Here is a 21,165-nt window from a genome sequence, read left to right on the forward strand (position 1 = left end):
AGTGAACGCAGAGTGTGGGTGACAATGAGAATGCTGGGCGAAGGGTTAAGTCGACCGTCGGCGCCAGAGGTATGTGGCCAGGGCGACGCCCACAATGAGGGCACCACCGTTGACGTAGTCAGTGACGTGGGGTGGAGCTCCCGCCAGGGACAAGCCATTGTTGAGGACGGCGAGGAATAGGACCGCCACGACCGCACCCCAGACGTTGAACTTGCCCGGCCGCACCGCGGCCGCACTCAGAAATGCAGCGGCAAGTCCCGTGAGCGTGAAGGGCGGACCGACGGACGGATCCGCGCCGCCCGCCCGTGCGACGTAGATCAGGCCCGCAATCGCCGCCAGCACCCCGGCCAACAGGTACGTCGAACCAATCAGTAACTTGATCCGCAGGCCGACCAGTTTGGCAGCAGTTGCGTTGGAGCCGAGGGCGTCCAACTGCCGACCGTAGGGCGTGTGCTCGAGGACGAAGTAAACGGCGAGCGCCAGCCCGATGAAGGCCCAGGCAACGAGCGGGACACCGGACAAGCTGTCGGCACCGAAGGTGAGCAGCGATTCGGGGATGTTCCCGACAACTGCTTGGCCACCCGTCTTCTGAGCGACCACACCTGCGATCAATGTCGAGGTGCCCAAGGTGACGACCACACCGGTGACACCCGCACGCGTCACAAGCAAAGCGTTGACGAGGCCGACCAGAGCGCCGATCGCGACGCTGACGACCAGGGCCACGGGAATCGACGCACCTCCCGAGAGGAGGGCGGCGGCGAAGATGGCGACAACTCCCATCGTCGCACCGACCGACAGGTCGAACTCGTTGCAGATAAGGGGCAGCAGCGCCGCAAGGGCGACGATCGCTGGCACCACCTGGTTCGCCACGAGGATTCGCAGGTTCGCCGAGCTGAGGAAGACCTCGCTGGTGGACGGCAGCAGCGCGAAGATGAGGCCGATGACGAACACCATTATGAGGAGTGCGTAGGCTTCGACGAAGGCCAGGATTCGATGTTTCAAGACACCATTGCTCCTTGACGGTGCCTCGGAACGCGTCGTCGATGCACGGGTCGATTCACGCTGCATTGTCATTTTTCCTCCACCGAGTAGACGAGTTCGTTGAGTTCCGCCTCGGATATAGGGGCATCACGCACTTCGGCGGTGATGCGACCGTCCTGGAGCACAACGACGCGGTCTGAGGCCGCCGCCAACTCCTCGAAGTCCGATGACACCAGCACCACGCCCATTCCTTCCCGAGCCGCGGATCGGATCAGTGCGTGGATCTCGGCGCGAGCGCCCACGTCGACCCCTTGAGTCGGCTCGTCGAGCAGGAGCACGCGGGGCTTGCGCTGCAGCCACCGTGCGAGAATCACCTTCTGTTGGTTGCCGCCCGACAGTGACGACAGCGGAGCCTCCTCCGAGGCGGCCTTCACCCCGAGGTCGCGAACCAGTGACGACGCAGTCTGTCGCTCACTGCGCGCGCTCACCCGCCACAGCTTCGTGTGCCGGGGCAGCATCGCGATGGAGATGTTCTTGCTGATCGAAAGATCCTTGAACGCTGCTTCCTCCGGTCGGTTCTCCGGCACGTAGGCGATGCCGTGCTGCATCGCGGACGTCGGACCGCGCGGCTTCACCCGTCGACCTCCCACCTCGAGCGAGCTGCCCTCGAGCGGCAGCACACCGAAGATCTGGCGGAGCAGTCGAGTTCGACCAGACCCGAGGATCCCCGCGACGCCGACGACCTCGCCGGCGTGGACTATCAAATCCGTAGTAGGACTGCCCACGCCGGCCACTCGGAGGACGACATCGTTGCGGGGACTGTCGATGATGGTCGACTCCCTGGACGGCCGTGCGACAATCGGCGCGATGGGCTCCCCCATGATCATCGTGACGAGTTCGTCGTGCTCCACCTCACGGGGATCGAAGGTCCCGGCAAAATTCCCGTCTTTCAGTACGGTGCCCTCGTTGGCGTAGTCCAAGATTTCCTGCAGCCGGTGCGTGACGTAGAGAATCGTGTGCCCTTGGAGGGCATACCTCCTCAGTGCCGTCAGCAGTACATCGACTTCGTGCGTCGGCAGGCTGGCTGTCGGCTCGTCCAAGACAAGGACGCCATTGTGGGTCTCGTCGGTGTCCTGCAGCGCACGGGCGATGGCGACCATCATCTGGGTCGCGCCACTGAGCGAGCCGAGTCGCGTATCTGGACTGGCCGAGATCTCGAAACGCTCCAGCACGTCGACGGCACGTCGTCGGACAGCCGACCATCTGATCCGTCCCGCGATCCCGACCTCGTAGCCCCGCCCGACCGACAGGTTTTCCGCCACGGAGAGGTCGGGGAACGTCGAATTCTCCTGGTGCACGAAATGTAGGCCCAGCATCTTGGCATCGTGCGCGGAGTGCGACCGGAGGTCTCGAACTTCGCCACCGAGCGCGAGGCGACCAGTATCGGCCGATACGACGCCGGCGAGGATCTTGATAAGCGTTGATTTTCCCGAGCCGTTCCCGCCGACGAGCGCGTGAATGCTTCCTCGGTGCGCATGCAGCTTGGCATCGTTCAGTGCCTTCGTCGCGCCGTACGCCTTATGGACCCCGGTAATACTCAGCAGCGGCACCGTACCGGACGCGGTGCTGGCGGCGTCAGCCACGACCCCACGCCTTGCGGTAGACCGCCCGGAAGTCGATCGGCGAGTTGTAGGACCCGGTCGTGGACTCGTCGTTGTGGCCCTTCTCGATCAGGAGCGTTCCCTGCCCCGAGCTGACCACCGGCTGGCCGGCAAAGAGCCGGTTCATGCTGTCCACCGCGGCCCAGCTCTCCCACTCGAAGGAGCTACCGGCGATGGCGTCAAGCCCCTTACCGGACCGCACCTGTTCGAATGCTGCGGCAGAGGCGCCTCCCGTGGCAACGACCTTGACTGTGTTCTTAGCGGAGGCAGGGATGGCGCCGCTGCCGCCGCTGGTCGTCATGACGTCGTCGAAAGGAACCACCAACCCGTTGGCATTCGGGCGAGTCAGGAACGCCTGCTCCAGCTTCTCTCTAACCGCCGTTCCGTAGAGGTCCGTCGTGACGATGTCAATTCCCTTGACGATCTCGCAGTTGGGACAGACCTTTGTGAGCTCGGCAGTAAAGCCCTGGTCCTGCCAGTTGTTCTGGACCGACTCGCTGTAGGTCATGTTGATGATCTTTCCTTCGCCCCCGGTCGCGACAGTGATCCAGTCGGCCTGCGCCGCGCCAAGACTCTCGGAGAAGTCCTTCAACCCGCCGACTGCGTACTGAACGGTTCCGTCGAACAGACTCGCCGCGCCTTGGTCGACCTCGTTGCAATCGGCGGATGACAACCCGACGACCTTGATGCCGGCCTTCTTGGCCTGCTCGAGGGGTGCTTTGACCGAAGCACAGTCGATCGCAGCGAGCACGATGCCGTCAGCACCTGCGGCGGCGGCCTGCTGGAGCCCCTCTACCCATTTCGACGCGGTGTACTCGCCGTCGTAGACGGTCGTGTGCCAGCCCATCAGCTCCGCTGCCTCCGAGAATCCACGAGCCCAACGTGAACTTCCTGCGGACTGCACGCCGATGTTGATCATCCAGACGTTCTTCCCGACTACCGGCGCTGGTCCGCCAGCGCCTGGGGGGGTCGAGTTCGCGCCGGATATCAGGTTCTCGAGGTTTGCCTTCGCCTGGTCAAGCCCGGCATTGACCTCGCTTTCAGATGCCTTCAGGTTCGAGCTGCCGGCCTGGCTGCAGCCAGAAAGAACCAGCATGGAGAGGACGGCTGCGACGGCGAGTTTGCGCATCGGACCGCATTTGACAGAGGGTGCTCCAGACACGAATGCCTCCAAATGGGTTGAACTCCTCGGTTGCGCCGAGGTTTGGTGATACCAGCAGGCGACTTTCGTCACGTGACAGTGATGGCCCGCTGGTCCAAGATAAGGGGGGGTTGGCCGAGCTCGAGCCGATCGAACAACTGGGTGCAGTGCGCGCGCATGGCTTCGGATGCCTTCGCCGCCTCTCCTTCGCCGATGAGGCGCACGATCTCCGAGTGCTCGTCAGCGCCCTTGGAGAATTCGGCGCGCCAGTCGGACAATCGCGCGAACCCTTTCAGCAGATCGCGCACCATGGCCTCGCGTAGCCCTTCGACCATGGCCGGCGCGAGCCTGTTGCCGGCAATTCGCGCCAGCTCGGCGTGAAAAGCCGTGTCGATGGCGTTCGCCTCCGCGGCCGTCTTGGCATGCTCGACCTTGGCCGATATTTCCATGAGGCGACGGCAGTCTTCGGGCGTCGCCGAGGACGCCGCCTTGTAGGCGCCCTGTGCCTCGATAAGGACCCGGATCTCGACGATGTCGCGCAGCGGAACGCCTCCCAGAAGAGTGTGTAAGCGCAGTGTGCTGCGAACCCCCACGCTAGCGCCGCTCCCGACGTTCGAACCTGACGCACGGCCGCGGCTGTTGTCCGTTTCGATGGCACCGAACATCTCGAGCACCCGCAGCGCCTCGCGGATCGAATTTCGACTGACCTGCATCATCTCGGCGAAGTCGCGCTCGTTCGGCAAGCGGTCCCCCGGCCGAAGCCTGCCGACGAGGATCCAGCGCTCGATCTCGGCTACTACGCTCTCGAACACCCGCGGACGATTCACGGGCTCGAGCGGCCCAGAAACGTCACTTGACGGTCCCCTGGTCATCTGCACCTCTCAAGTTGCTTGGCCGAACGTCCCTGCCGCGTTATGGTAGGACCATAAGTAGAGACGTACATCACGTCAACCGTTTGCTTCGAACTTTTTACGATCGAAACACATTCGTCACTCTCAGCGCGTCCATGTCCTGGACCAGCCATTCATTGGATTACAAAAAATTTACGATCGAAAAATTATAGAAAGACTTGCGCGGCGGTTTGAACGAAAGCATGATGTCCACAGCCCATCGGCAGGAAGCCACTCGGGCAGTTCGGTCGGCCGCCATGGGGGGACATGCCCCGCACGATCAGCACCCAGCAGTCGGACAACGACGTGAGCTGTTACCCGGTGCGCAAGCGCGGAACACGAAGTCGACTTCATGTGTCGGCAACCAGGAGGAGGACAGAGTTGTGAGCGTTAAGAAGCACGCGGCGATTGTCGGCGCCGGCCTCGCGGGCCTCGGCACCGCCGTGGGTCTGCTCCGAGGTGGCTGGCAAGTGACCGTTCTAGAGTGCGCGCCCAAGTTCGGACCGGTCGGCTCGGGCATCAGCATGTACCCGAACGCAATGCGCGCGCTGGAGGCGCTCGGCTTTGCCGACCAATTGCGGGACCTGCCGCCTTTCGACGTCGGTCATTCTCTCCACGCGACTTCCGGCGCCTGTCTCACCAAGATCAGCGGCGCCGCCGTACGGAAGATCTGGGGAGGCCAGATCTACGGCTTCTACCGCGCCGACTTGCACGAGCTGCTTCGATCGGGGTTGCCCGACGATGCCATCCGCCTGGGCGTTGCCGTGACCGCAGCCGAGCCGGGCGCGAACGGCAAGTGGCTTCTCCGCAGCGGCGACGACGTCGTGCTCGACGACGCAGACGTCGTGGTTGTCGCGGACGGCATCGCAAGTCGGCTCCGCAAGCAGTACTGGCCCGACCTTCCGAACGAGTCTTACACCGGCTCCACGGCCTGGCGCGGCGTCTCGCCGACTCCCGAGGAGTTCAGCAACAGCATCGTCCAAACCTTCGGGACCGGAATGGAGTTCGGATACCTCCCCCTTACCGACGGGCGAACCTACTGGTACGCGTCCTGCCTCACCCCTCCGGGCCAACGCAACGAAGACGAGCGAGCTGCCGTACGCGAGCTGTACGCCGACTGGCACGAGCCGATTCCCGCACTCATCGACACTGCCGAGGCAGTCCTCCACCATGACATCAACGCGCTTCCCGTCGTGCCGTCGACCCTGGTGCACGATCAACTGGTGCTGGTCGGAGATGCCGGCCACGGCATGACGCCCCACCTGGGCCAGGGCGGTTGTACGGCACTCGAGGACGCGGTCGTGCTCGCCGTCGCCCTGATCGACAGCCCCGGCGACATCGCGGCCGCACTCGCCCGATACGACGAGCAGAGGCAGCCCCGCGTGAGCGAGCTGGCGCGCATTGCGGAAGACATCCGTCGCATGAGCCATGAGTCGAGCGAGGCCGACACGGAGGAACGGAACCGTACCTGGCCGCGTCTCGCACCCGAGGACATCTACCGCACATCGGCCGATGTCGCGCAGTGGTTCCCTCCCGCGGTTATCAAAGCGTAATCGCAGTCGACCCGGCGACGTTGGGGTCGACCGGTGCACCAAAACGAAAGGCCCACAATAGAAATGTCAGAAGCATTTGTCACAGCCGCTCGTTCGGCGCTGGGAGACGACGCCGTATCGACCTCCCCGCAAGACCTGAGCGCGTATGGCTACAACCGCCTGCCGAGCGGTGATGTCTCGCCGGCCGCCGTGGCGTTCCCGAGCTCAACCGAAGACGTTCAGACACTGGTACGCCTGGCCAACGAGCACGGGGTGACTCTATGGCCGACGAGCACCGGTCACAATCTCGGACTCGGCGAGTACTCGCCCGTGCGGTCCGGTCAGGTCGTGGTGCACCTCGGCAAGCGGATGAACCGGGTTCTCGAGGTCAACGAGACTCTCGGCTATGCGGTCATCGAGCCCGGGGTGACCTTCCGGCAACTGCGGGCCGAGATGGCGAAACTAGGCGACAAGCTGATGATCAGCGCGACATCAGGCCCCCCGGACGGTGGGGTGCTCGGCAACGCGCTCGACCGCGGTGCCGGATACACCCCGTACGCCGACCATTTCGGAATGCTTGCCGGCATGGACGTCGTCCTGCCCAACGGAGAGGTATTCTCCCCCGGCGACGGGTCCTTGCTCGCCTCGAAGAGCAAGTACCTCAACAAGTCCGGCTTCGGCCCGCTGCTCGACGGACTCTTCTCACAGTCGAACTTCGGCATCGTCACTCGGGCCGCAATCTGGCTCCTGCCACGGCCTGCGGTCATCCGTTCGTTCGGCTTCACCTTTCCTGACGACGGTGACCTCGCGGAGATCATCGACCTCGTGCGTCCCCTCAAGCTGTCGAACGTGGTCCCCACTCTGATCAAGGTCACGAGCGACCTCTACGGCATCGGCACCGAGGAAAGGTACCCCTACGACAGAACCGAAGGTCGCGTGCCGCTTCCGGACTCGCTGCGCAGCGAGCTCCGGGCCAAACACGGCGTCGGCGCATGGACCGTGACGGGTGCGTTCTACGGCCCGAGCTTCGAGGCCCTTGATCCGATGATCGAACGCGTCCGCTCTCACTTCGAGGCCTCGGGCAAGGCCCGGTACATCTCGCACGAGGAGATCGAGGCATCGCCGGTCCTGAAGATCCATCTCGACACGTTCAGCGGCGAACCGACTGAATCGGAGCTGGGCCTCTTGGACTGGCGAAACGGTGGCGCAACCTGGTTCCTTCCTGCCACGCCGATGGTCGGCGAGGTGGCCGCAGAGCACCAGGATGTCTCGCGGCGGATCCTGAACGAGCACGGCTTCGACTACATGGTGGAGTTGGTCTGCGGACCGAGAGCCGCCCGCGGGCTTCACATCATCATGTTCGACCGCGAGGACGAGGCCGAACGTAAACGCATGGACGACTGTTATGCCGCCCTGGTAGAGGCATATGACCAGATGGGCTACCCGATCGGCCGGGCACCCACCGACTGGCACGAACGCGGCGGCGAACGACTGGCCGGGCTCGCCCGACTGACGGGTGCGATCAAGTCGGCGATCGATCCCCAGGGAGTCATCGCTCCTGGCAAGTACGGGATCACGGGCGCCTGATGGTCACCCCACGCCCATGTGACCCTTCGGGGTACAAGACGTACCTGTCGCCTGAACTGTTCGAACCCGACTGGCGGTCCTTCTACCTCGAGGGCTACCAGCGAACACTCGAGTTCGCACGAACCGTCAAGTCCGAGATGGGCGTCCTCTATGGCGACGACGCTTTCCAGATCCTCGACGTGTTCGCGCCCATCGACGCCGACCATGCCCCCGTGCTCATTTATGTGCACGGGGGAGGGTTCAAAGAGGGACACCCGTCGCACTACGGATACCTCGGTGAGCCTCTGGTACAACGTGGCGCGGTGTTCGTCAGCGTCGGCTATCGATTCGAGCCGGAGTTCCCCTATCCGCACAATGTCGACGACGTCGCGCAGGCGCTGAAGTGGGTGGTGGACAACATCTCCGGGTTCGGCGGCGACCCGGCCAAGATATTCGCCTCGGGCCACTCAGCCGGCGCCAACATCATCGCCGCGCTCTCGATGCGCCACGACTGGATCGATAAGTACTCACTACCGCACGACGTCATCAAAGGCGTCGCATTGTTCAGCGGGGGTTACGACGCGAAGGTCACCGACCCCGCCTACCCCGATCACGATGTCCGCCCAGTGGAATCCAACGTGGTCAGCCGCATCGACATGGTGCCGGGCAGCATGATCGTGGCCTACGGCTACCCCGAGGCACAACGTATCGGTCAAAGTGCTGACTTCTTCAAGAACCATGTCGAGTCACTCCTCGAGGCACTCGGCGACCGTGATATAGCACCCCACGTCATCGAACTGCCCGGTGCCGATCACCTCCAGACCGGGATCAGCCTGGCCGACCGCGAATCTCCGGTCGCCGCAGCCGTCGAACGAATGGTGCTGGGCGAATCGGGTGACGCTTGACGGTCGCGACACTGAAATCCAGTGCCCCAGCCTTCCGCCACGTTGACACCACAACTCTCCGAACCCCACGAGCACAAAGCCGGGAGAAATCATGAACAGCACCGACCCCGTCGAGACCCTCGAGTATCTCTCGTCGAACATGAAGTTCGGCATGTTCCTCGCGCCGTTCCACCCCGTCCGACATAATCCGACGCTGGCATTCAAGCGCGACCTCGACCTGGTGGTACATCTCGACCAGCTCGGGTTCGACGAGGTGTTCTTCGGCGAGCACCACTCCGGAGGATACGAGACGATCGGTTCGCCGGAGTTGATGATCGCCAGCGCCGCACCGCGCACGAAGCGGATCAAGCTGGGCACTGGCGTCGTCTCCGCCGTCTACCACCACCCGTTCAACACAGCTGAGCGAATCGTCATGCTGGATCATCTGACCGAGGGCCGCGTCATCCTCGGTCTCGGTCCCGGCTCGCTGGCTTCGGACACCGAGCTCTTCGGAATCGACTACAGCTCCATTCGCAACCGCCTCGAGGAAGCCACGGAGGCGATCGTCCATCTGCTGACCTCCGACGAGCCGCTCACAATGGAGACGGAGTGGTTCAAGATGGTCAACGCCAAGCTCAACCTCCGGCCGTTCCAAAAGCCTCGACCGGAGATCCTCTGCGCAGCGATGATTTCCCCTTCAGGTCCCCGCCTCGCCGGCAAGCATGGACTCGGCCTTCTCTCCATCGGTGCGAGCAACCCGGCAGGCATTGCCGTGCTGGACGAACACTGGGAAATTCTCGGCCAGCGCGCTGAGGAGTTCGGCGTACAACGTGCGCCTCGCTCCGCCTGGCGCATGACTGCACCGATGCATCTGGCGGAAACCCGGCAGCAGGCTATCCGCGACGTCGAGTACGGCATCGACGCATGGGGCGAATACTTCTTCCGGGAGGTCGGCCAGATGGAGGGGCTGCGCAAGAGCGTCAACGCGAGCGGCAGCACGCCGCTGGTCGATGTCGTGCGCGAGTCCGGCGCCGCCATCATCGGTACGCCCGACGATGCGATCGCCCAGATCGAGATGCTCCAGGAGAAGTCCGGTGGATTCGGATCATTCCTCGTCCTGGCCAGCGATATGGCGAACTATGCAGCGACCAACCGCTCCTACGAGCTCTTCGCACAGCACGTTATGCCGCACTTCCAGGGCTCGGTCGACCGGCGGGTGGAGCGGTGGAACACCATGCGCAACAACATGAACACGTACTCGGCGTCCTACCAGGCCGGGCTCGCCAAGGCGCGAGCACAGCACGAGGAGTCCAAGGCCTCCGCCAGCGCGTGAGCGAGTCGTCGGTTCCGAACAGCGGGCAGGGCCCGTGAGGATGAACTGAGCGAGATTGCGCAAGTCAGAAAGGACTACAGCAATGTCAACAACATCGACCAGTCCTGCGACGGGTACCACTGCCTCCGTCGCACCGGTGACGTCGCCCGACGATGTCCTGGTGGACAAGGTCAAGGACGTCCATCGCTACTACCCGACCGGCGTGACGATCGTGACCTCGGAGATCGACGGAAAGCCGTTCGGACTGGCGGTCAACGCGTTCTCGAGTCTGTCCCTCGAGCCGCCGCTGGTCCTGGTCTGCCTCGGCGCAACCGCGACGTCGTACCCGAAGTTCTTCCTTCAGGACCACATGGCGATCAACATCCTCGCGCACGATCAACTGGAGATCGCTTCGAAGTTGGGCAAGTCCGATCCGCGGAAGTTCGACACCGTCGACTGGCACCTCGGTAAGCACGGCGCGCCGCTGCTGGCGGGCGTCGCGGCGTCCTTCGAACTGCAGGTCGAGACTCGAATCCCGGCCTACACCCACACGATCTTCATCGGTCGGGTGCTCAACGCCGAACGTTCAGGACGATTGCCGCTCGTGTACTTCAATCGGCAATTCTTCGACAGCACACCGCTGCTCGGCGATGAAATCGGAGGCCAGTGATGAGCGGCGCCGAAACCGAAGACGCGAACAAGAAGTTCATGGCTCGGCTGGGAGAGGAGCTTGCGAGCACCGATGATGTGGCTGCCGTCTTGAGGCGTCATCTGCATCCGGACTTCGTCCGACACAGCTCCAGCGGACAGCTCGACCGCGATGAGTGGATCCGAACCTACGGCACGCTGCTCGCAGCCTTCCCCGACATGGTCATGAATACCGAGGTGACCGTGACCGAGCGGGATTGGCTGGTCAGCAAGTGGACCGCCACCGGACACCACACGGGAGCCTATTTCGGTGTGCCACCGACGGGAAAGCTCGTCAACGCCATCGGGATCACGATGACGCGGTTCACCGACGGTCTGATCGTCGAAGAGCACTCGTCCTGGAACAAGGCCGACGTGCTGCACACCTTGGGCATCATCCCCATTTCCGAACTGGGCTGAAGATGGTCGGCCTGACACTCTGAGCAACGGGAGTATCACCACATGTCTCCACAAGTCCGACCAGGCGGCAAGGTCGTCGAGCTCGTCGGCCCACGAGAGATCCGAATCGCGACGTACGAAGTGCCCGAGCCAGGTCCCGGCGAGGTGATCGTCGGCGTACGAGCGCTCGGGCTGTGCGGCACCGATTTGCACATCTTCGGCGGCCGCGGCGATACGTATCCCTGGATCGTGGGCCACGATGCTACAGGGGTCGTTCATGCGCTCGGGTCCGGCGTTGACAACCTCGAACTCGGACAGCGCGTCGTCGTGGACCCAGTCCTGCACTGTGGCGATTGCGCTGCGTGCCAGTCTGGCGCAACCCAGCTGTGTCCTACGGGCGGATACCTCGGGATGCTCGGGCCCGGAATGGCCGCAGAGTATGTCGCCGTACCAGCGCGTCTGGTCATCCCGATCACTGACGGTGTCAGCGATCTGGCCGCTACCGCACTAGAGCCCGTCGCAGTGGCACTTCACACCATGAAGCGGATCGCGCCCTTCGCGGGGGCACTCGAGTCGGCGATCATCGTCGGCGGTGGCCCATTGGGCCTCCTGCAGGCTCAGGTAATGGGCAGTCGCGGATGGAGCTGCGTCGTCGTGGAGCCTCGAGCGCACCGGCGTGAGATCGGCGAGGAGCTCGGAGTCGCAACGGTCGACCCGAGCGACGCGGAAGCACTAGCCAGTGGGAACGGACCGCGGTTGATCGTCGAGACCTCGGCCGCCGGTGCGGGCGTAGACCTTGCCGAACGCTTGGCGCCCCCTGGATCCGTCATCGCGGTAGTCGGCCGAGGCCCGCACAGCATCTCTCCTCCGTCGTTGTTGCTCAAGGAGCTGACCGTCCTGGGAATCAAGGGCGGTCCGGGCGCCTATCCGGAGGCCGTCGACCTCGTCGCGTCGAATATTGTGGACACGGCAGCGGTTGTCACCCATTCGTTCGCATGGGAGGACGCACCACAGGCGTTCGCCACGTCGGTAGACGAGCCTGAAACGGTGCTCCGCAGCGCGCTGGTGGGTTCCTGGTGACCACATCGGACCCCCTTACTACAAGTTACGGCGACCATCCCAGCCAATTCGCCGAGCGTTGGACTCCCGCCGGCGATCCCCGTCCCGGCGTTGTCCTGCTCCTCCACGGCGGCTGGTGGAGACAACAGCACTCGCTCACACTGATGACCCCGCTCGCCCGCGACCTGGCAGACCGAGGGCACATCGTCTGGAACGTCGAGTATCGCCGTATCGACGCACCCGGAGCAGAAGGTGGCTGGCCGACGACCTTGGAGGACGTCCACGCGGCAATCGCTGCGATCCTCGACCTCGAGGCCGTCGACGCAGGATCGGTCGTGGCCGTTGGCCACTCTGCGGGAGGCCACCTCGCTCTCCTGGCTGCGGCAGATCTCGGGCTCGGCGGAGTCGTCGCGCAGGCGCCGATCACCGACCTCCCGGCGTGTGCCGCGGCAGGTCTCGGCGAGTCGGCCACCCCACTCTTCATGGGCGGTCTGCCGCAGGCACAGTCTTCGGCGTACGACGCGGCTTCGCCCATTGCCCGTCTGCCGATCGGGTGCCCCCAACTGGTCGCGCACGGTACCGACGACGTACGTGTGCCGATCGCCCATAGTCGGCGCTACGCCGACCGCGCCCGATCGGTCGGTGACGAGGTCGAGCTACTCGAGGTACCAGGCGGTGACCACATGTTCGTGCTCGACCCGACACACGACTACTGGCGGCACACCGTCGACTGGATAGTGGACCGCCTCCCCAGATCGGTCCCGACGGGACACAGCCACACAACCACACACGAAGGGACCACATAATGCTAGTGATGGCGATGGGAACGCTGTTCGACGGCGGTCTCAACGATCCTTCTCGGCGAGAAGAGCGATCGTTCGCGAAGACGCGCGAACTGGGGATCACCGTACTGAGTCGAACCGGGGTCGCGGGACGCTACGACTTCGTCACCCTGATGGACGTCCCCTCCATCGACGCAGCTGTCGAGTTCGCCCACTTCTTCCGCACCGAGGGCTTCGGAAACCCGGAGATCATGGTTGTCACGAAGCACATCGAGGGCGAACCCTCCCCAGCAACCGGCACTCAGTGAGTCGAAACAGACACGAGATCCGATTCCCGGCATGTTCAGCGATCGAGGGATGAGAGGCCGAGTGACCGACAACGACACCGTCAACCCAACCGGATCGCGTCAATCACGCCACCTTGTAGTGAGCTTCCTCGGTTCCATCGTCCGCCGCATGGGCAATTGGATGCCGATCGCCGGCACCGTCGAGATGATGGATCACCTTGACGTCGACGGTCCGAGCGTGAGGTCCGCCGTGTTCCGGCTCAAGAAACGTGGATGGCTGATCTCGGAGGCCAGGGCCGGTGCGCGGGGATACCGACTCACCGACCTGGCGCTCAGGGAGTTGGCCGCCGGGGATGAGCTCATCTGGCACGCCCGGCAACCTGCCGACCTGCGTGACGGATGGTGCATCGTGAACTTCTCAGTGCCAGAGTCGGCGCGGTCCACACGCCACCAGCTTCGAACACGCCTTGCTAACTTGGGGTTCGGCAACGTCGGTTACGGCGTCTGGATCGCCCCCGCGCGCATGCTGAACGCGGCGAAGGACGCGATCGCGGATCTTGGTCTGACTCAACAAAGTGCGGTCTTCGTCGGTGAGTACGCGGGAGGACAGGACCTTGGTGAGCTGATCCACCAGCTCTGGGACTTGGACAGGCTGGACCGCAACTACCGGGACTTCATCGCGACGCACGGCCCGAGCCTGGATCGGGTGGACCGCGCGGAGGTGCTCGGTGGCCAAGAGGCGTACACAACGTACTTGACCGTGGTCGATCGATGGCGGAATCTGCCGTTCCGCGATCCAGGTCTACCGCTCCAACTGCTGGGAGACGACTGGGGAGCTCCGGCGGCGGCACGCCTATTCGAGAACATCGTCCAAAGGCTCGAGGGGAGAGCCCTGGCCTACGCGGCGGGCCATTGGCCAGTTCCCGACCTCGAACAAGAGGACCGTTCTGCCGTGTAGATCAAGAACTCTGAGCTGTCCAGGTCTAGCACATCCGGAGTTCGGCCATGCGTGGCCGAACTCCGAAACGTCTCGGCTTCGGCAAACGCGGAAGCGCCGAAGGCACCCGCTCCATAGCCCCGAGCCCGGTCCTACCCTGCAATTTGCGAGTGACCGTATCAGGCCTCATCGAAAGAGATGAGGCTCAACGCGAGCTCGAGGATCGCCTTCCGCTCAGCCAAACTGAGGTCGACGATCCCTATAGAACGATCGAACCACGCCCCATCTGCGACGAGTCGAGCTGTCTGTGCGGCCGCCCGTTGGTTCGGCGTCGAACCGATATCGCTCCCGAACCAAGGATCGAGCCTGGACTTCCACTGATCGACCAGTTCCCGTCTAAGGCCGGTCTCTTCCAAGAACGCCAAGTCGCTGGCATCGAATTCGGAAAGAAGCGCGTATTGCAGGTATGCGGCGAGCCTTTCCACCGCTGTGGATTCCACCGCTACGCGATCCTGTAGATCCGCCTCCCAGGAGTCCACGACGTGATCGACAACCGCGGTCATCAAGATCTCCTTGGTCTTGAAGTGGTAGACCACTCCCGGCTTGGTGAGCCCGGTCTGGGCCGCAACCGCGTCGAGAGTGAGCCTGCCTCCGTTGCGGAGAACCTCGATTGCCGCGTCGAGAAGAACAGTTCTGGTTTGAGCCATCAGAGCGACCTTATAGGACCACGTGCGGCCAGCCGAGCTGCTTGGAATGTGTTCTTCAGCATCGCGATCGTCATCGGTCCCACTCCGCCCGGCACGGGGGTGACCCAGCCGGCATGGCCCAGGAGATCCCGTGTCACCACATCGCCTGTCAGACCGGAAGGCGTTCGGTGGATACCCACGTCGAGCTGGCTCATGGGCTTGCCCACGAGTTCTGACCGGCCGACGACCACGGCGTGTGCTCCGGGGAGCTGCACGCCGGCCGAATGACCTGCGACCGCCTTTCCGTCGATGAGGACCGTCATGCCGACCTCTGGCTTGTCGCATCGCGAAACTCCGAGATCCAACGGGAAGTCGCCTCCAGTCCGCCGAAGGTGTAGAAGTGCAGCCGCAGGTCCCCATGGGTGTCGAGGCGGTAGCGCGCCGCGAGATCATGGAGGAACTTGTCGGGACCAGCGGTGCCGACAAGGTGGGTGATCGAGAATCCGTACTTCTTCGCGATCCCTGCGCTCGTACCGACACCGAAGCGCGCCGCGTATCGAACCAGACGTCTGATCCCAGCAGGACCCGGTATGCCGATTCGGATCGGCATGTCGATGCCGCGCGAACGAACCTCCTCGACCCACTCGACGATGGGATCGACGTCGAAGCCGAACTGCGTAATGATCGAGCCGGCCATACCTGTCTCAGCGAGCAGTTCCGCCTTCCGCTCCAAGGAGCGCCAGAGGTTCTCCCGGCTGATGAGTGGGTGCCCCTCGGGATAGCCGGCGATGCTGACCCGACGCACGCCGAAGGACTGCAGGCGCCCGGACTGGATGAGCTCGAACGAATCGCCGTATGGACCGTGCGGGGTGGAAGGGTCACCCGCCACCGCGAAAACCTCGTCCGATGCGCTTTCGGATTGGAGCGCCGCAAGGAACTCATAGAGCGCCGCCTCGGATGGAACGCGGCGCGCGGCGATGTGCGGAACCGGGACCATTCCCCCATCGAGGACCGCGCGGGCCGCCGCCAGCCGGTCCTCGAGACTCTCGTTCTCCAGGAAGGCCACGTTGACGCGGGCGCCTGCGGGGATCACGGCTACCGCGTTCGCCACGTGGCCGACATCCCTTCCCGTCATCTCGAGCGAGAAGTCACTCAGCGCCGCCTGCACTCGCGCCGCCACCTGTGCCGGATCGACTGTCATGCGAACACCACCGTGCTGTTGCCGTCGCGCAGAACTCGGTCCTCGCAGTGCCACGTGACGGCTCTGGCAAGCACCATCCGCTCCACGTCGGCACCTCGTTGGGCAAGACGCTCTGCCGACTCGACATGGGTCACGCGCGCCACGTCCTGCTCGATGATCGGGCCCTCGTCCAGATCCTCGGTGACATAGTGGGCGGTCGCACCGACCAGCTTGACGCCGCGTTCCTTCGCCTTGCGGTAGGGACCAGCTCCGATGAACGCGGGCAGGAAGGAGTGATGGATGTTGATGATCGGTGCTTCGACCCCATTGATGAAGTTGCTGGAAAGGATCTGCATGTAACGGGCTAGGACAATCAGGTCGACGTTGCCCTCGAGCAGGCGTATCTGCTCCTCCTCAGCGCTCCTCTTGTCGCCTTTGTCAACGGGGATGTGGAAGTACGGAACGTCGAACTGGCGGACATCTCCTGCCAGATCTGGATGGTTGGAGATCACCATCTCCACCTTCATTTGAATCTCGTTGCGGCGCTGACGCCACAGCAGGTCGAGAAGACAGTGGTCGGCCTTGGAGGCCAGGATCGCGACACGCTTGGGGCGGGCTGCGGCGGCGAGACGCCATTCGAGACCGAGCTTTCCACCGATCTCGTCTGCGAGTACGCCCTCGAGTGCGGGACGCGCAGCCATCAGGTTCGGCATCCTGAACACCGTCCGCTGGAAGAAGCGCCCACCGCTGGGATCCGTCGAGTGCTGGTCCAGGGAGACAATGTTTGCACCTGCGGCCGTCAGCGCCGCCGAGACGGCGGCGACGATGCCCGGGCGGTCGGTCCCGTGCACGAGAAGCCTGCCCTCGTCCCGAACCGACAATGTCTCATCGGCGGTCTGCGCCGGCACTGTCACGGTCGTCGCAGGCATGCCTACTGCCCTCCCGTCTTGATGAGCTTCTCGAAGTACGGCGACGGGGCGACAGTGACCCTGATCTCCCGCAACTCGTGCGCGTCGACCGCGACTCGGGTGGAGCCCGGCTCACCCCACAGCAAGGTGAGCTCGGTGCCGACGGCGGCGAGCTCCGGGTCGACCAGCGCGGTGGAAATTACCTTGCGTGCGTTGGCCGTGTAGGAACCCCAGTACGACAGGCCGGCGTGCTGTCCGTCTCGGCTGAGTGAGTCCGCTGTGTAGAAGGAGTTGATGGGCGTCGGCAGGCCGATGAATCGCGCGCCGGGCCCCTTCCCGAAGAGAGTGGACGCGATAGCGCTGACGACGTCGTCGTCGTTCCACTCCAAGGTGACCTTCACTCGTCGTTCGGACTTGCCGGCCAGTGCATCCCGACCGACGAAGTCCCGGTCCCAGTCGATAAACGACCCGTAGCCGGCCTCGATCGGATCGACGTAGTAGTCCCTCACATCGTCGGACAGGAACGATCCGCCCAGCGAGGCGATGCCCGCATAGTTGGTGCCGTCGAGCGACTCACGGAACGACCGCAGTTCCGCTGCCTCGTAAATGGCGGGGAGCGGCTCGGGCAGCCACCCGGACTCCTGCGATGTGGAACGATAGGCCGCATCGCCGATCATGCGGAGGCCATGCTTCTCGCCGACCGTTCGCAGCTCGTCGCGCACCCGCTCGTGGTCTGCCCACGGGCCGTAGATCTCGAATCCCGCGGCTCCCGCCATCCCGTGACGGAGAGCGCGGACGCGTGTGCCCGCGATCTCGAGCTCGCCAATGCCGAAGAAGGAGATATCGGGGATCGAACCGCCCACAGCCTCGGTCATGAGAGCCAAGGCATTGGGGCCTTGGACCTGCAGACGGAAGACGTCGCGCGGAAGATCCAGCGTCTTTTGCTCGATGGTGAAATCGAACTCGCTGCTAGCGGCGTTGTAGAGGAGCCAGTCGTCGACCACCGGGGACATTCCGACGATGCGAAAGAAGTCGTCTTCCTCGTGGAAGCAGATCCCGTCGGAGAGGTGGTAACCGTCGGGTGCGGCGAGCACGAGCTGCTTCGCCCGCAGCGTGCGGAATGGATCGAGCTTGTTCACCACGAACTGCTCGAGGAACGAGATTACTTCGGGTCCGCGCAGGTGCAGTTCGGTCATGAAGTACGACAGCTCCATGAGGCCGACGGTCTGCATCCATGAACGCTGCTCGTCCCTCCAATTCGTGAACTCGAACGGCGTGTGCGCGTAACCGAAGTCGGACAATCCGTATTCATTGCCGCGAAGCATCGCGACCGGGCCTCCAGCGGCGTCGATTCGCTGCTGGAGGTTCAGACTCTCCCGTACCGGCGTCATGTGGACCCTCCCTGGACCATCTGTGCGTGATCTCAAACTTACCATACGTATGGTAAGTAAGGAAGGGTCGCAGAATCGTCCGGAAGAGTCAGGGGACCAGGAGTACCAGCCACTCCACGTAGCAAGCGGGCTTGGCGAATCCCTCGACCTCCACGGTCACATCGACCTGCACCAGATAGCCGGCATCGGTCTTGGTAACGGCTGCAAGCTCGAACGAGCCGCGCACCCGCGATCCGACATGCAAGGGGCTTGGGAAGCGGAGCTTGTTCGCGCCATAGTTCAGGCTCATCGTGAAGCCCTCGTACAGGTACACCTCCTCTGCCATGGCGGGCACCATCCCAAGCGTGAGAAATCCATGCGCGAGCGTGGCCCCGAGCGGGCTCTGCGCCGCGCGCTCGACGTCAACGTGGATCCACTGGTGGTCCGCAGTCAGGTCAGCGAAGGTGTTGACCTGAGCCTGGTCGACCTCGCGCCATGCAGACTCGCCAAGGTGGGTGCCGACCGCGGACTGCAACGATTCGAGGCCGTCGAACCGGATGGGGGCTATGTGCTGGTTCTTCGTCATGGTTACTTCTTTTCGGTTGTATGGATTCGCGTAATCACTCATCGCCGCGCACGAACGCAATGGCTTTTCCGGAGACCGCACCTGCGTCGAGCCGAGCGAGCGCCGTCGGGATCTCCTCGAAGGTGAACTGCCCACCGATGTGCGGTCTGACGACTCCCCGGCGGGTCATTTCATCGAGGTCGACAGCCTGGGTCTGCATCAACGTGGGCTCGAGGTCGATGAATGCGCCGAACGCCACCCCCATGACGCTGATGTTGCGGAGGAGCAGCCGGTTGAACGCGACCTCTGGGATCTCCCCTGCCGCAAAACCCACGACCATGAGCCTTCCCTCCGGCGCCAGAGATCGCAGGGCTTCGCCTGCCACCCACCCGCCGACCGGATCGACGACCACATCGACTCCGCGCCCGTCGGTCAACTGACGTATCTCGGCGGCGAAGCCATGCTCGAGGACGACCACTTCCTGTGCACCCGCAGCGCGGGCCACCGGCGCACGCTCGGGGCGGGAGACGCCGGCGATCACTCTGGCTCCGATCCCGGCAGCGACCTGCACGGCTGCAGTTCCGACGCCCCCGGCTGCGCCCAGCACCAGCACGCTCTCCCCAGGTTCGGTCCGCGCCCGGCGTGCCAGAGCGAAGTAGGCAGTGTGGTTGTTGACCAGGCCCGCCGCCGCGTCGGAGAAGGAGACGGACTCGGGGATGTGCACGGCCTGCCGAGCAGGCACACGTGCGTACTCGGCGAATCCGCCGTCCCAGATGAACGCGGCTACTCGGTCGCCCACCCGGAACCGGCTCTCCGCCGACGCTTCGACAACGACTCCGGCGACCTCACACCCAGGGACAATCGGCGGGTCGGGCCGATGCTGATACTTCCCTTTCACCAGGAGCAAATCCGGGTAGTTGATGCCGATCGCCCACACCTGGAGGAGGAGCTCATCGCGCTCCCGACGCGGTACCTCGACGTCAGCTACGCATAGTGCGGCTGGTCCGGCATACTCGGCCAGAACCAGCGCACGCATCTTCCCGTTGGCCATCAGCCGTGCTGTCCGTTCTTCTCGAGTTCGAGTCGGGCGATAGTGCGAAGGTGAACCTCGTCAGGGCCGTCGAAGATCCTCATCGCGCGGTGCCACCCGTACATTGCCGCCAGTGGCACGTCGTCACTTATTCCGAGCCCTCCGTGGACCTGGATGGCGCGGTCGATCACTCCGAGGACGATTCGGGGCACCGCGACCTTCGCCATGGAGACCTGTGCAGCGGCAGCCGCATTGCCATGTACGTCGATGGTCCTGGCGGCAGCCTGACACATGAGCCGCGCCTGCTCGATTTCGATGCGCGACTGCGCAATCTGGCCCTGGATGATGCCCTGGTCCGCGAGCGGCCGACCGAACGCGACTCGTTTCTGCGCCCTGCTGACCATCATCGCCAGAGCTCGCTCGGCCGCACCGATCGCTCTCATGCAATGGTGGATGCGTCCCGGCCCGAGGCGTGCTTGGGCCATCGCGAATCCAGCGCCCTCCTCGCCAAGGCGGTTGGTAACGGGGATTCGGACATCGTCGTAGACCACTTCTACGTGCCCGTGCTGGTCATATCGACCGAAGACCGGCACATCGCGAACAACCCGGACTCCGGGCGTGTCGCGGGGTACGAGGACCATCGACTGCTGCCGGTGGCGCTGGGCACCAAGGTCCGTCTTGCCCATGACGATGAGTAGCTCACAGCGTGGGTCGGCCGCACCGCTGGTCCACCACTTGCGACCGTTGACGACATAGTGGTCGCCTTCGCGCCGGATCGTTGTCTCGATGTTGGTTGCGTCCGAGCTGGCCACTTCCGGCTCGGTCATGGAGAACGCGGAGCGGATCTCGCCGCCGAGCAGCGGCCCGAGCCAGCGAGCCTTCTGCTCGCTCGTGCCGAAGAGGTGGAGCAGTTCCATGTTGCCCGTATCCGGGGCCTGCCCGTTGATGGCTTCAGGTGCGAGGTGCAGACTCCACCCGGTGATCTCGGCGAGTCCTGCATAGTCGACCTGGGTGATCCCGGACTCGGCCGGCAGGAATAGGTTCCAGAGGCCCCTTTCCTTGGCTCGCGCCTTGAGCCGCTCCACAACCGGGGGTACGGAGTGGTCGCTGGGGCCTGCCGATAGACGGTGCACCTCGTACTCGTGCTCCGCGGGGAATACATCGGTGTGCATGAACTCGACAAGGACTCTTCTCAATCGCAGCGCCTCCGCAGAGGGACGCAGATCGAGCGACTCGTGGTCGAGAGCGGCAGAGAGAGCACCGAAAACGGGCGATGCCGCAGCCTCGGCGGCGGTCACAAGCGACCGC

Annotated in this window: 22 protein-coding genes; 10 read left to right on the forward strand and 12 right to left on the reverse strand. The window is 64.0% G+C overall.

The window, feature by feature from the left end; all coding sequences use genetic code 11:
• Positions 1-45 precede the first annotated feature (45 nt).
• From ACT89H_RS25910 to ACT89H_RS25925, 4 genes are all read right to left on the reverse strand, one after another.
• On the reverse strand, positions 46-1,074 hold the full coding sequence (locus ACT89H_RS25910) for an ABC transporter permease (protein WP_445111273.1): 1,029 nt from the start codon (positions 1,072-1,074) through the stop codon (positions 46-48).
• Entirely contained in the window at positions 1,071-2,591 is a 1,521-nt protein-coding gene (locus tag ACT89H_RS25915; RefSeq protein ID WP_445111274.1) for a sugar ABC transporter ATP-binding protein, read from the reverse strand. The genes ACT89H_RS25910 and ACT89H_RS25915 overlap by 4 nt, the downstream gene beginning before the upstream one ends.
• Before the next feature lie 25 nt (positions 2,592-2,616).
• Positions 2,617-3,771 carry a sugar ABC transporter substrate-binding protein gene (locus ACT89H_RS25920; protein WP_445111275.1) on the reverse strand — a complete coding sequence of 385 codons (1,155 nt, stop codon included), beginning with the start codon at positions 3,769-3,771 and terminating at the stop codon, positions 2,617-2,619.
• Between the two features lie 101 nt (positions 3,772-3,872).
• Positions 3,873-4,595, reverse strand: coding sequence for a FadR/GntR family transcriptional regulator (locus tag ACT89H_RS25925; protein ID WP_445111276.1), 723 nt, complete (start codon positions 4,593-4,595; stop codon positions 3,873-3,875).
• A gap of 461 nt (positions 4,596-5,056) precedes the next feature.
• Here ACT89H_RS25925 and ACT89H_RS25930 point away from each other — a divergent pair, with 461 nt between their 5' ends.
• From ACT89H_RS25930 to ACT89H_RS25975, 10 genes are all read left to right on the forward strand, one after another.
• The gene (locus tag ACT89H_RS25930) at positions 5,057-6,226 is read left to right on the forward strand and encodes an FAD-dependent monooxygenase (RefSeq protein WP_445111277.1); all 1,170 of its coding nucleotides are present in this window, start codon (positions 5,057-5,059) and stop codon (positions 6,224-6,226) included.
• A gap of 63 nt (positions 6,227-6,289) precedes the next feature.
• On the forward strand, positions 6,290-7,792 hold the full coding sequence (locus tag ACT89H_RS25935; protein ID WP_445111278.1) for an FAD-binding oxidoreductase: 1,503 nt from the start codon (positions 6,290-6,292) through the stop codon (positions 7,790-7,792).
• Positions 7,792-8,676 carry an alpha/beta hydrolase gene (locus ACT89H_RS25940; RefSeq protein WP_445111279.1) on the forward strand — a complete coding sequence of 295 codons (885 nt, stop codon included), beginning with the start codon at positions 7,792-7,794 and terminating at the stop codon, positions 8,674-8,676. Before ACT89H_RS25935 ends, ACT89H_RS25940 begins: the two co-directional genes overlap by 1 nt.
• A gap of 91 nt (positions 8,677-8,767) precedes the next feature.
• Positions 8,768-9,988: an LLM class flavin-dependent oxidoreductase gene (locus tag ACT89H_RS25945; RefSeq protein WP_445111280.1), complete on the forward strand. Its 1,221-nt coding sequence runs from the start codon at positions 8,768-8,770 to the stop codon at positions 9,986-9,988.
• Between the two features lie 136 nt (positions 9,989-10,124).
• The gene (locus ACT89H_RS25950) at positions 10,125-10,637 is read left to right on the forward strand and encodes a flavin reductase family protein (protein WP_445111281.1); all 513 of its coding nucleotides are present in this window, start codon (positions 10,125-10,127) and stop codon (positions 10,635-10,637) included.
• Entirely contained in the window at positions 10,637-11,074 is a 438-nt protein-coding gene (locus tag ACT89H_RS25955; RefSeq protein ID WP_445111282.1) for an ester cyclase, read from the forward strand. The genes ACT89H_RS25950 and ACT89H_RS25955 overlap by 1 nt, the downstream gene beginning before the upstream one ends.
• A gap of 144 nt (positions 11,075-11,218) precedes the next feature.
• Positions 11,219-12,133: a zinc-dependent alcohol dehydrogenase gene (locus ACT89H_RS25960; RefSeq protein WP_445111283.1), complete on the forward strand. Its 915-nt coding sequence runs from the start codon at positions 11,219-11,221 to the stop codon at positions 12,131-12,133.
• Positions 12,130-12,918, forward strand: a complete 789-nt coding sequence (locus ACT89H_RS25965; protein ID WP_445111284.1) for an alpha/beta hydrolase family protein — start codon at positions 12,130-12,132, stop codon at positions 12,916-12,918. The genes ACT89H_RS25960 and ACT89H_RS25965 overlap by 4 nt, the downstream gene beginning before the upstream one ends.
• Before the next feature lie 8 nt (positions 12,919-12,926).
• Entirely contained in the window at positions 12,927-13,202 is a 276-nt protein-coding gene (locus ACT89H_RS25970; protein ID WP_445111285.1) for a hypothetical protein, read from the forward strand.
• A 61-nt stretch (positions 13,203-13,263) separates the two neighbouring features.
• Positions 13,264-14,139: a PaaX family transcriptional regulator gene (locus tag ACT89H_RS25975; RefSeq protein ID WP_445111286.1), complete on the forward strand. Its 876-nt coding sequence runs from the start codon at positions 13,264-13,266 to the stop codon at positions 14,137-14,139.
• A gap of 158 nt (positions 14,140-14,297) precedes the next feature.
• Here the strand turns inward: ACT89H_RS25975 and ACT89H_RS25980 are convergent, their stop codons facing one another.
• From ACT89H_RS25980 to ACT89H_RS26015, 8 genes are all read right to left on the reverse strand, one after another.
• On the reverse strand, positions 14,298-14,825 hold the full coding sequence (locus ACT89H_RS25980; RefSeq protein WP_445111287.1) for a TetR family transcriptional regulator: 528 nt from the start codon (positions 14,823-14,825) through the stop codon (positions 14,298-14,300).
• On the reverse strand, positions 14,825-15,127 hold the full coding sequence (locus ACT89H_RS25985) for a hypothetical protein (RefSeq protein WP_445111288.1): 303 nt from the start codon (positions 15,125-15,127) through the stop codon (positions 14,825-14,827). Before ACT89H_RS25985 ends, ACT89H_RS25980 begins: the two co-directional genes overlap by 1 nt.
• Complete coding sequence (locus tag ACT89H_RS25990) at positions 15,124-15,984, reverse strand: methylenetetrahydrofolate reductase (protein ID WP_445111289.1); 861 nt, start codon at positions 15,982-15,984, stop codon at positions 15,124-15,126. The genes ACT89H_RS25985 and ACT89H_RS25990 overlap by 4 nt, the downstream gene beginning before the upstream one ends.
• 17 nt (positions 15,985-16,001) lie before the next feature.
• Entirely contained in the window at positions 16,002-16,913 is a 912-nt protein-coding gene (gene purU, locus ACT89H_RS25995; protein ID WP_445111290.1) for a formyltetrahydrofolate deformylase, read from the reverse strand.
• A gap of 2 nt (positions 16,914-16,915) precedes the next feature.
• A complete protein-coding gene (locus tag ACT89H_RS26000) occupies positions 16,916-18,283 on the reverse strand; it encodes a hypothetical protein (protein WP_445111291.1) in 1,368 nt (455 codons plus the stop codon).
• 88 nt (positions 18,284-18,371) lie between these two features.
• Positions 18,372-18,848, reverse strand: a complete 477-nt coding sequence (locus ACT89H_RS26005; protein ID WP_445111292.1) for a MaoC family dehydratase — start codon at positions 18,846-18,848, stop codon at positions 18,372-18,374.
• Between the two features lie 34 nt (positions 18,849-18,882).
• On the reverse strand, positions 18,883-19,878 hold the full coding sequence (locus ACT89H_RS26010) for an NADPH:quinone oxidoreductase family protein (RefSeq protein WP_445111293.1): 996 nt from the start codon (positions 19,876-19,878) through the stop codon (positions 18,883-18,885).
• Positions 19,878-21,080, reverse strand: a complete 1,203-nt coding sequence (locus tag ACT89H_RS26015; protein ID WP_445111347.1) for an acyl-CoA dehydrogenase family protein — start codon at positions 21,078-21,080, stop codon at positions 19,878-19,880. Before ACT89H_RS26015 ends, ACT89H_RS26010 begins: the two co-directional genes overlap by 1 nt.
• Positions 21,081-21,165: the final 85 nt, after the last annotated feature.

This window comes from Nocardia aegles (genome assembly GCF_052545135.1).

Excerpts from the sequence above, each read along its gene's own strand:
- ACT89H_RS25910 (WP_445111273.1), bottom strand. The coding sequence starts at position 1,074 with ATGACAATGCAGCGTGAATCGACCCGTGCATCGACGACGCGTTCCGAG.
- ACT89H_RS25920 (WP_445111275.1), bottom strand. The coding sequence starts at position 3,771 with ATGCGCAAACTCGCCGTCGCAGCCGTCCTCTCCATGCTGGTTCTTTCT.
- ACT89H_RS25935 (WP_445111278.1), top strand. The coding sequence starts at position 6,290 with ATGTCAGAAGCATTTGTCACAGCCGCTCGTTCGGCGCTGGGAGACGAC.
- ACT89H_RS25940 (WP_445111279.1), top strand. The coding sequence starts at position 7,792 with ATGGTCACCCCACGCCCATGTGACCCTTCGGGGTACAAGACGTACCTG.
- ACT89H_RS25945 (WP_445111280.1), top strand. The coding sequence starts at position 8,768 with ATGAACAGCACCGACCCCGTCGAGACCCTCGAGTATCTCTCGTCGAAC.
- ACT89H_RS25955 (WP_445111282.1), top strand. The coding sequence starts at position 10,637 with ATGAGCGGCGCCGAAACCGAAGACGCGAACAAGAAGTTCATGGCTCGG.
- ACT89H_RS25970 (WP_445111285.1), top strand. The coding sequence starts at position 12,927 with ATGGCGATGGGAACGCTGTTCGACGGCGGTCTCAACGATCCTTCTCGG.
- ACT89H_RS25980 (WP_445111287.1), bottom strand. The coding sequence starts at position 14,825 with ATGGCTCAAACCAGAACTGTTCTTCTCGACGCGGCAATCGAGGTTCTC.
- ACT89H_RS25985 (WP_445111288.1), bottom strand. The coding sequence starts at position 15,127 with ATGACGGTCCTCATCGACGGAAAGGCGGTCGCAGGTCATTCGGCCGGC.
- purU (WP_445111290.1), bottom strand. The coding sequence starts at position 16,913 with ATGCCTGCGACGACCGTGACAGTGCCGGCGCAGACCGCCGATGAGACA.
- ACT89H_RS26000 (WP_445111291.1), bottom strand. The coding sequence starts at position 18,283 with ATGACGCCGGTACGGGAGAGTCTGAACCTCCAGCAGCGAATCGACGCC.
- ACT89H_RS26005 (WP_445111292.1), bottom strand. The coding sequence starts at position 18,848 with ATGACGAAGAACCAGCACATAGCCCCCATCCGGTTCGACGGCCTCGAA.
- ACT89H_RS26010 (WP_445111293.1), bottom strand. The coding sequence starts at position 19,878 with ATGGCCAACGGGAAGATGCGTGCGCTGGTTCTGGCCGAGTATGCCGGA.